The organism is Protofrankia sp. Cas8 (genome assembly GCF_963555845.1).
Taxonomy (GTDB): Bacteria; Actinomycetota; Actinomycetes; order Frankiales; family Frankiaceae; genus Protofrankia.
This window is the reverse complement of record NZ_CAUVXI010000177.1, coordinates 1-9,784: the sequence shown is the minus strand read 5'-3', so window position 1 is coordinate 9,784 and position 9,784 is coordinate 1. Positions and strand designations below refer to the sequence as shown.

Genomic DNA, 9,784 nt, shown 5'->3' with positions numbered 1-9,784 from the left:
ACGGGTGCTCCTCCCCGAGCAGCCGCGCAGAGTCGGCGGCCACCCGCTCCCCGATGGTGATCGCGTCGGCGGTCCGCCCCGCCTGCCGATACGAGTTGGCGAGGTTGGCGCGGGCGGTCAACGTGTCCGGGTGCTCCTCCCCGAGCAGCCGTTCCCGGTCGGCGGCCACCCGCTCCCCGATGGTGATCGCGTCGGCGGTCCGCCCCGCCCGCAGATACGAGTTGGCGAGGTTGGCGCGGGCGGTCAACGTGTCCGGATGCTCCTCCCCGAGCAGCCGCGCGAAGTCGGCGGCCACCCGCTCCCCGATGGTGATCGCGTCGGCGGTCCGCCCCGCCCGCCGATACGAGACGGCGAGGTTGGCGCGGGCGGTCAACGTGGACGGATGCTCGTCGCCGAGTAGCCGGGTGGCCTGGTCGGCGAGGTGGTGCCAGTAGGTGACGGCGGGGGTGTGCAGGCCGGCGTTCAGCAGGCTGGTGCCGGCCTGGTACAGCAGCCGATGCCCGTCGGGGTGCCAGAGCAGGTCACCGGCGATGGCGGCGAGGGTGGTGGTGTTGGTCCGTAGCGCGGCGACGAGGTCGGTGGCGGTGTGGTCGCCGGCGGGCCACAGCGCGAGCAGCGCGTCGGCGGCGGCCCGGGCGGCGGTGGCCGGGTCGGTGGTGGTTTCCCAGGCGGCGCGGGCGGTCAGGGCGTGGATACGCACGGCGCGGGCGCCGTCGGTGGGGGTGTGGGTGAGCAGGCCGTAGCGGTGCAGCAGCCGCATCGCCTGGTAGGCCTGCTCCGCGGTGACACGCCGGCCGGCGCGACCCCGGCCGAAAAGACGCCGCCCGGCGCCGCCGCCGGTGCGGTGGGCGGACAGGTAGCCGGTGACGGCGGGAGTGGCCCACAGCGTGTCGGGATGGCCGGCGGGATCGCAGAGAGCGGCCAGCGCCAGCGCGGGGCGCGCCAGCCCGGCGGGATCGGCGGTGTCGGCGGCGGCCAGGGCGAGCAGGAGCGTGACGGCGACCGGCCGGCCGTAGGCGTCGGGGTCCGCGCTGGCGGGCATCAACTCGGCGAGTCGCGCGTTGCCGGCGGTGTAGCGGGCCAGGTACGCCGTACACCCCACCTCCTCGTTGATCATGTAGGCGGCGGTGTGGGACAACGCCAGGGGCAGGTGCTCCACTGCCGCGGCCAGGTCGGTGGCGCCCGCGTCGAGCAGATGAGCCCGGCCGGCGTCGGTGAGCCGGCCGGTCAGGTACGCCACCGACTCCTCCGGGCTGTACACGTCGACGTCGACCTGCTGGCGTCCCGAGCTGGCGAGGGTGGCGTCGCGCAGGCGGGTGGTGGCCAGGGCCCATCCGCCAGGCCGGTGCGGCGGCCACCAGCCGGCAAGCGGCGCCGGGTCGGTGATGTCGTCGAGGACGACCAGCCAGGTGCGGTCGGTGGTGTGCAGCCACTCCAGCAACGCCGCGGCGTCCGCGGCCGGGTCGGCGCCGACGGCGCCGGGCACACCGGCCCGCGCCGCGGCCCGGGCGTAGGTGGTGATGACCTGGTCAGGGCTGGCGGCGCTGACCCACACCACCAGGTCCGTGCCATGCGCTGCGGCGTCGTGGGCGAACCACGCCGCCAGCTGCGACTTCCCGACACCTCCCCCACCCGCCAGCACCCGCGTGCCCGGACCCGCGCCACCGCGTCCGGTCTCCCGCTGGGCCAGGACCACGTCCGCACCGCGACGACGGGCAGCCACGATCCGATCCCGTAACCCCTGCCGGGGCTGGAACGCCGACGCCAACGCGGGAGGCCGCCCCACCACGACAGGCCACTCCGGCGCCGGCACCGCAGGAGGATGGTGATGATGCTCGTGATGCTCGGGCCTTACATCGCCGATGACGACGCCGGTGATGGCGACCCCACCGTTGTCGGCCGACGCGTCACCGGAATCGGTGACCGCGTCGGGCGTCGGGTCGAGTGAGCTCCCGCCGGTGGTCACGGCCGGGGGCCGCGCTGGATGCCGGTGTTGGCCACCGAGCCCGGCCCGTCCGCGGTCGCGTCCCCCGATCGCGCGACCCGCGCCGGCCTGTCATCGCCGGGGGCCTGGAGCCCGGTGTTGGCCCGCCCACCGTCCGTGGCGGTGGCCCTGCCGGTGTCATCGACCCGGTCCGGATCAGGCGTCGACGCACCTCCCGGCGGGGGCAGCAGATACGGCGCCCCCAACGCGAGCAACGCCAGGACGGCGCCGAGGCCGCCGGCCACCCTGTCCGCCTTGTCGAGCCCGACCACGGCGGAGTAGACCACCAACGCCACGACGATCACGCCGAAGACGACACGCCCGGCCCACAGCCACCGTCGACTCCGACGAGGCACACCGACCACCCCCATACCAAGGTCAAATCTTGCTGATCGGCCCCAGTCTACGAACACGGATCTACGTCGAGTGGCCCCACCGTCACCCGTCCACGGCCGGGGGGCGGGTTCCAGTACTCACGACCAAAGGATGACCTACCAACACCCCGTCGCCCCGGGCGTCCGCAGATCGGCTCGTCTCGTCGACAGCACATACGTCGTCCCGGCTGGGATCAACTATCGAGAGACAGACTCGTGCAGAGGACCTCGGACATCCGTGCACACGACTGCGGAATCTGACACCCGACCTGGACGCCATAGATGACCAGGACGTGGTCGAGGCGGGCGGCGTCGGACAGCCAGTCGGGTGGGAAGCCGCGCAGGGTGGCGCGGGCCAGTGTCTGCTCGAAGGGGGCAGCCAGATCGAGGATGGTGCCGCGGCGTCCCCTGCGAGACGGTGGCGGTTTCTGTCTGACCCGCTCGCGCGGTGCGGGGTTCCCGTCTCCGCGCCGTGTGGGGTCAGGACAGGCAGTTCTCCCGTGGTGGTCGGTCGTCGATGGCGTAGACGCAGACGGGGAGTGGCGTCGGGTTGCTCAACTCGACCGTGAAGATCACTTCTTTCTTGTTCGTGGCGATGTGCGACGTGGTGAAATCGGCGGTGCCGGTCGCGCCGTAATACGGCGTGCGTTGCAGCTCCGACACGATCGACACTGTGGTCGGCTGGTCATGGCCGGGGGATGGGGTACGTGCCGCAAGCACGATGATCCCGGCGGTGTCGTAGCCGAAACCCACCCACTCGCCGGGCCACCGCTCCTCCGACGGCGGTTGCAGGTGTTGCGACCGGTAGAACTCGCCCATGTCACGGCACAGGTCCCGCAGCGCCTGGGGGGCGTACGGGTTGGCACGGTCCACCGTGCCGTGGAAGCAGCCCTTCTGGGTGAGCTCGATGCCCGCGTCCTCGGAGGCGAAGGAGATCGTCGTTCCTGCCGGGATACCTCCTTCTGGGGGTGCTACCACATACCGGTGAACAGCGTCACCCGCCAGAATCGGCGCCGGTTGCCCACCCGCCGGGCAGTTCTCCCGCATAGCGGACAGAAAATCGCCGAAGTCCGCGGCCCGACCGGCAAAGAAAATCATCCTGTTGGAGGTATCCGTGCAGGCTGTCGGAGCATCGGGTTTCTTCGAGAACGTCGGTCCGTCCCACGCCGCGTCCTCGAAGGCGATCTTCTTTCCGGCGAATTCTCTGCGCAGGTCTGTGACCAGGGTTCTGACGTACAGGTCGTCGCTGTCCGCGGCGCTGCGCGGGTAGTAGACACTGACCCGGGTTTTCTTCTCGTGCTCCGCATAGGCGGCGATCAGCTGGGCCTCCCGCGCGTTCGGTGGCACCATCTGAAAATACAGCGGGGATTGCTGCTCGAGGCCGTCACCGGACAGGGTGGAGGCCACCACCGGAAGGCCGGCGTGTCCGAGCTGCGCGATCGCCCGTGCGGTCTGGTCGGTACTGCGGTCCATACCGATCACGGCGACGACACTCGCATCCTGGCGGGCCAGTGCGGTGATACGGCTCGCGACGGTCTCGACCTGCCGCATGTTCTTACCGCCATTAGCAATGATGACCCGCAGGATCGGCGCGGTCATGCTTGCGGCGGGTAGGCACGATCCATCCGCGGCGAGCGCACCGTTCTGACGTATCTGCTGGAGCAGAATACCTTCCAGTTCGTCAGCACGCGGCAGGGAATCCAGGTCGCGGAGCGACCCGTCCGGGGTGAGCGCGGCCAGGTAGACCACGCTGACGTACGGCCGGTGTGGGAAGTTGTTCGGCGGCGCATCACGCAGTTTGTCAGCGCATTGATTCTCCTGGAAGACCAGCCGTTCCATGGTCTGGAGACGCTTATCTTCACCGAATAACTGGCCCGCCCCGTCGCTGTAACCGATGCACTCGTCCTGCGACGGCATCGCCCACACGGCCGTCCCGGTGCCGTCGCAGCCGTGTGCGCCCTCGAACGGTCTGGGCCAGACCACAACGGCCAGCACCACCACCATGATGATGGCCGCAATCCCTGCGGCCCACCCGCGTATCGTCCAGCGCCGGTCGGGCCCTGACCCGTCCCCGGCGCCGGGCAGGGCGCTGGCCGCCGCCCGGCCGGCGGAGGACCGCTGGTCGCGCATCTGCCGGAGCAGGTTCCACCGGCCGGGGAGGCCGTCCGGCCGGGGCGGGGCGGTCGACACCTCCGGCCGCCAGCCGGGAAACGCCACCGCCGACGCGCCCGCCTGCTGCTCAAGGGCGATCCACAGGGCTGGTCTGGAGGACCTGGACCGTGGGGAGTCAGCCGGGGGTTGTGCGTGCCGGCCGGTGAGGGGCCACTGGGCCGGCGGTGGTTGGGGGTCAGCCGGTCTGGGCTGATATCGGGACGGCGGTTCGGTCGAGTCCGCCTGGGAGGGGCCGGGGAAGGCTGGCTCGGGGCTGGGTGGGGTTGGCCGGGCCGATGACGTCGAGGCAGGGAAGGTGGGTGCGGTCGCGGGCTTCGCCCGGCCGGCGCGCAGGATCGCGACCTGTTCGGCTAGCCGGGCGGCGGCGGTGCCTTCGGGGAGGTCGAACAGGTCAAACGAGACGATCTGGCCGAGCAGCCCGGGCCGGGGACAGTCGGCGATTCTGATCGGGATCAGCCTGCCTGCGAATCCCAGAGGGTCAGCGGCCTGGGCAGCCTGCCACTCGGCCCGCCCGTAGACGGACCTCAGGTAGGCCTCGGACAGCAATGCGAGGGTGTGGGCGGCGTCAGTGACGCCCTGCTGCATGCCGACCGCCCAGTTCGAGCCCGGGATGAAGTCCCACGCCTGGACCAGCACCCGGTAACCGGCGTCCTCCAACTGCCAGGCGATCCACTCCGCCCACGCCCGGTCGGCGGCGGTGTAGGAGATAAAGAAATCCCACCCCGGCGCTGGTCCTGCGGCCTTGGTGCCCGGACCAGGCGCAGCGTCACGTAGTCGGGGACCATCAGCCGGGTCAGGCTGATCCATCCGCCCTCGCGGCCGTCAGCCCGTCAACCAGGCAGAAGATTACGAACCGCCAGGCCGATCTACACGATTCCGGACCTGATCGTGATGGTTTACCCGCCGTCATGCCGCCCCCCGGGGTTACGGTTGGGCTTTGTTTCAGGAAATGGCCCTTCCGTGAAGGGAACCTACATGGCCAGTGGCACGGACGGGGCGATGACGGGCCAGGAACGCGGAAAATTTGCTTCACGAAAGGTGGTGGACCCGTCCTGCCCAGCCGGGCTGAGTGACGACAGCGTGGCGGTGTGGGTCGGTCGGTACTTGGAGCTGGCGGTACGCGGCGTCCGCTCGGCCGAGGTCACCGGCAAGATCGGCCGCCACCTGGGCCGGTTCCATGCCTGGTTCGCCGCCGGGTTCGGCCATGACCGGATCTCGACGGTCACCCGCCGGGAAGTGATCGGCTGGCGCGAACACCTCGCCGCCAGCCCGGTGCGCACGCTCGCCGACGGCCGGATCCAGCTGATGGCGCCGGCGACGGTGAACAACCACCTGGCGCATCTGTCGGCGTTCTTCACCTGGACCGCGGTGCACGCCCCGGCCGGCCTGCTGCGCCACGGCGACCCCACCAGCAAGGTGGAGCTGCTGCGGCTGCCAACGCCCGCGCCGCGGGCGTTGGGGGATGCGCAGGTCCGGACGGTGAAGAACGTGCTGGACCGGATCGAGGGGTTCCACCGGCTGACCGGCCGCGCCCACCGCGACCGCGGCACGACGCCGGCGGTGCACGCGCACGCCCGGCCGTTGCGGGACCGGGCGATCGTGCACCTGATGCTGGGCACCGGACTGCGCCGGGCAGAGGTCGCCGGCCTGGACCTGGCCCAGCTCGACCCGGCCGACCCGGCGGAGCTGCGCCGCCGCCGCACCGCCCGGCTGACCGGAGTGCGCGGAAAGGGCCGCACGATGCGCACCATGTTTCTCGGCCTGGACAGCCGGCTCGCGCTCGCCGACTACCTGGAGCACGAACGGCCCGGCGACGTCAACGCCGAATCGACGGCGCTGTTCCTGGCCGCGGGCTCGATCGCGACCCGCCGGGCGGGTGGGCGGCTTTCGCCGCGGTCGATCAACACGGTGGTCGGGGAGATCGGACGAATCCATGACCTAGAGGTCTCCAACGCCGAACGGCGGCTCGGGGCGCTGCGCCCGCACGACCTGCGACACACCTTCGGCTATCGGCTGTCGCGGGAGTCCGGACACAACCGGGCCGAGCTCGAGCGCCGGCTCGGGCACGCCAACGACCGCTACCTGCGGCTCTACACCAACCCACCCGACGACGTCGCCGCCAGCTGGGTCGAGAACCTCTGACAGCGCCGGGTGCTCGACCCGGACCACCCCGGGCACCCTGGCGGCTTGACACAAACTGGCCTACTTGCTGGGGAGACGGGCGAAAGTCCGACCTGGCCAAAAGTTTGGGATCAGGCGCAAGACCGTCTACAGCTACCTGCGCGCTCGGGCTGCTCGCGCGGCGGGACCGCTAACGCCACTGACCGGTCGGTTGCTGCTCAACCCCCTGGACTTACCAGGAATCAGATCCGACACCAGGTCCGATCCGGCCCGCCACCGGCGCAGCAGCTCATACACCCGACAACGAGAAAGACCCAGCTCGGCGGCGGCAGCATCGGCCGCCACATGTTCAACGGCATCACCGGCGTCACGCTCGGCGCGTTCGACGCCCGGATCGTCGCCTGGCTCGCCCACACCTGGGAAGCCACAACCGTCGCCGTCCTCGCAGGCCTGATCACCCGCGCCCACCACGCCGGGAGAACCGCCAGCACCACCGAGACACGCCTCCCCAGAGACGATCTCCCCACCAGATCCTGAAACCCGTGGGACATCCGACCCCGGGGTCAGATTTCACGGGACTGTCCGGCCTCCGGCGTGCGCAACGACACCATCGGCTTGATCGGCTCTTGCCCATCCACCCCGAGTAACCCCAGAACCGCTCCTCCACGGTCGATTCGGCACCAAGACCCCGAAACGATAGGCGCCCGAGACAGCAAAATCCCCGCAGCTCTTCGCCAGCCACACCCCAGACCACGTCCCATGCAGAGCAAGACGGCCAACTCGCTGCCTGAGATAACGATTTCAGAGTTCATAACCCCGCAGGTTCCTTTAGTGCTGGCGGTCATCGGGAAACTGCCGGGCGGCCAGCAACGACCGCTAGCTCACGGCGAGGCGGTCACGATGCGTAGCCGTCTCCGTCTGGCATCCGGCACTGGCCGACCCGCCGACCTGGTTGTCGGATCCCGGGCAGGTTGAGCGGCTGAGGGGTATGACAGGGCACCCCGACCGGCGTCGAGAGACGGTCCAGCATCGCCGTACGGTGGAACTCGTGATCCTCCCCAAGGACCGCGACCCCCGGTTCATCACCATTCGCCGCGGGGGAACGCTCACGGACTCTGATCATCGGCTCCTGGCTCTATGGGCGGCTGCCTGCGCAGAGCACGTTCTGTACCTCTTCGAGTCGGTGCAGCCGTCGGACCCCCGGCCCCGCCACGCGATCGAGCAGATTCGAGCCTGGTCGCGAGGCGAGATCACGATGTCCCAGTCCCGCTCGGCAGGCGGCCATGCCATGGCTGCGGCCAGAGTGTTGAGCGGAGCAGCGCGTCACGCGGCATTCGCCGCCGGCCAGGCCGGGGTGGTCGCACATGTCGCCGCACACGAGCTTGGTGCCGCGGCCTACGCAATCAAGGCTGCGCGCGCGGCGGCCCCCGCAGGCGAGACTGAGGCCGCCAGACGGCTTGAGTGCCATTGGCAGCGCGAACAGCTCCCGGACGCGATTCGCGAACTGGTCCTGGACGATCAGCGACTGCGCAACGACATCTGCTGGTCCGTGTTCGACGGGTGACACTCCTGCGATCGTCGTGGCCTGTCGAAGCTTCCACCACCGTGACTACCCGTACCGATCAGACGATCTGTTCGGCACTGGCGACACAGCAGTCCGGGACCACCTCGACGCCTGCACTCGCCAACTACGACGGCGACTCGCCAGTTGGGTCCGCTCCCTACAACCTGTTCGGCGGCCCGTCCGCCCGCCTGTCGGAGTGCCCGTCGGGCTACCCATTAACGCGGGTAGCCGCCCGGGTCAATGCTGGCGCAGGCCAGACGGGGTTCGTGGCATACCCAAGCACCCCCCGACTGGGTAGCGAGGAGACGAGCTGATAGTCGGTACGGGCGGCGGGTGCGCGGTGCTGGATCGCTGCGGCGTGGCGGTCCTGTCGTCTTTCGCCTGTTCGTGGATACCGATACCGTACCTCCTTTAGCTCGGCGTTCCTTTCTTGCCTTTCCTGCCGTCTTTCTTTTGTTCTTTTCCGTTGACTATTCCTCCGGGCTATCGGTTTGTATTCTTGACTGAAACATCAACAATCAATAACAATGAAAGAATCTTGAAATGGCGGACGATTCGGCATTGCATTCCGACGATGAAAGGCGGAGAATTAGTTATCGGCACCGGCGCGGGACAACACCCCCCGGAATCCCCCACCTGCAAGGAGAGTCCCTCATGAACAACGCCGTTTTTTCTTCGGACACACCGTCCGACCTTCCAGGCGCAAGCGTCCAGCCGGAAGACATGGCGCGGGTTACGGAGAGCGACTGGACGTCGATTCGGACGATCGCACGGCAGTACTGCCGCGTGGTCGACGGAACACGTTCCCGTAAGCGGATGGACGGGAACGCGACCATTGCGGGCGGACGATTCGGCAAGTACGGCACAGGGGACGTGAGCGACGATGTGAGCCAGGATGCCGTGTTCCTGTTCGCGCAGAACCTCGCAAAGATGATCCGGGCGTTTGAGCCAGCGTCCCTCGCCGTGGCCACGCGGGAAGCGGACTCATGGCTCTACGTCACTCGGGACGGTCGGACGCGCGTCGTGACGCGCCACACGCTCAGGTACTGGGCAGTTCGGGACGCTGCCGCGCGCAACGGCTACCGGCTGGACATTCCAGCCGACGAAATCGTCGCTACCCCGGGCGCGCAGCTCATGCGGGGGGTGGCCCGCATTGAGTTCCTCGCCGTGGCGACCCACCTTGCTCGTAACAGTGAGGCTATCTGGCGCACGGCGTGGGGCGACGGGAAGGACTTCCCGGTACTTGGCGACGTCATAGACGAAGGAAACAAGGCGGACGACATTGGTCGTGCGGGAATCCTCTCCCACGTGGCACAGAAGCGCCACGGGGGTACGTACGGGTCGCGCCGCGCAGTGATCCGGACGCGCGACGCTGCACAGGCAGAGATGCGGGAACTGTCGCGACGGTTGGATGAGGCGCGGGAAACACTCACCTACCGTTCCGCACGGAATGTCAACGACAGCGACTGACCCTCTCCGTAGGCAACGGAACGGGCTCCGAGCATGACTCGGAGCCCGTTCCGCATGTCCGGGTGCGGTTTCCAGCTGGACGGTTGGGACGCCCGACTG

The 9,784-nt window shown here is 69.3% G+C and carries 7 protein-coding genes; 4 read left to right on the top strand and 3 right to left on the bottom strand.

The annotated features are described in order from the left end of the window. The 3 genes from U9977_RS20795 to U9977_RS20785 form a co-directional block, all read right to left on the bottom strand. Nucleotides 1–1,723: tetratricopeptide repeat protein (locus tag U9977_RS20795; protein ID WP_322750965.1), on the bottom strand; the 1,723-nt coding region annotated here is incomplete at its 3' end. A 239-nt stretch (nucleotides 1,724–1,962) separates the two neighbouring features. Next, nucleotides 1,963–2,340, bottom strand: a complete 378-nt coding sequence (locus tag U9977_RS20790) for a hypothetical protein (RefSeq protein WP_322750964.1) — start codon at nucleotides 2,338–2,340, stop codon at nucleotides 1,963–1,965. Between the two features lie 498 nt (nucleotides 2,341–2,838). After that, complete coding sequence (locus U9977_RS20785) at nucleotides 2,839–5,337, bottom strand: TIR domain-containing protein (RefSeq protein WP_322750963.1); 2,499 nt, start codon at nucleotides 5,335–5,337, stop codon at nucleotides 2,839–2,841. A 168-nt stretch (nucleotides 5,338–5,505) separates the two neighbouring features. Here U9977_RS20785 and U9977_RS20780 point away from each other — a divergent pair, with 168 nt between their 5' ends. The 4 genes from U9977_RS20780 to U9977_RS20760 all read left to right on the top strand — a co-directional run bounded on the left by U9977_RS20780 (nucleotide 5,506) and on the right by U9977_RS20760 (nucleotide 9,685). Continuing rightward, nucleotides 5,506–6,672 (top strand): site-specific integrase, encoded by a 1,167-nt coding sequence (locus tag U9977_RS20780; protein ID WP_322750962.1) that lies wholly within the window; start codon nucleotides 5,506–5,508, stop codon nucleotides 6,670–6,672. A 324-nt stretch (nucleotides 6,673–6,996) separates the two neighbouring features. Then, on the top strand, nucleotides 6,997–7,188 hold the full coding sequence (locus U9977_RS20770) for a hypothetical protein (protein WP_322750960.1): 192 nt from the start codon (nucleotides 6,997–6,999) through the stop codon (nucleotides 7,186–7,188). A 511-nt stretch (nucleotides 7,189–7,699) separates the two neighbouring features. Continuing rightward, nucleotides 7,700–8,215 (top strand): putative immunity protein, encoded by a 516-nt coding sequence (locus tag U9977_RS20765; protein WP_322750959.1) that lies wholly within the window; start codon nucleotides 7,700–7,702, stop codon nucleotides 8,213–8,215. A gap of 654 nt (nucleotides 8,216–8,869) precedes the next feature. Continuing rightward, a complete protein-coding gene (locus U9977_RS20760) occupies nucleotides 8,870–9,685 on the top strand; it encodes a hypothetical protein (RefSeq protein ID WP_322750958.1) in 816 nt (271 codons plus the stop codon). Nucleotides 9,686–9,784 lie beyond the last annotated feature (99 nt).

Coding starts and splice junctions, on each gene's coding strand:
- U9977_RS20785 (WP_322750963.1), bottom strand. CDS start 5,337: ATGGATCAGCCTGACCCGGCTGATGGTCCCCGACTACGTGACGCTGCG.
- U9977_RS20760 (WP_322750958.1), top strand. CDS start 8,870: ATGAACAACGCCGTTTTTTCTTCGGACACACCGTCCGACCTTCCAGGC.
- U9977_RS20770 (WP_322750960.1), top strand. CDS start 6,997: ATGTTCAACGGCATCACCGGCGTCACGCTCGGCGCGTTCGACGCCCGG.
- U9977_RS20780 (WP_322750962.1), top strand. CDS start 5,506: ATGGCCAGTGGCACGGACGGGGCGATGACGGGCCAGGAACGCGGAAAA.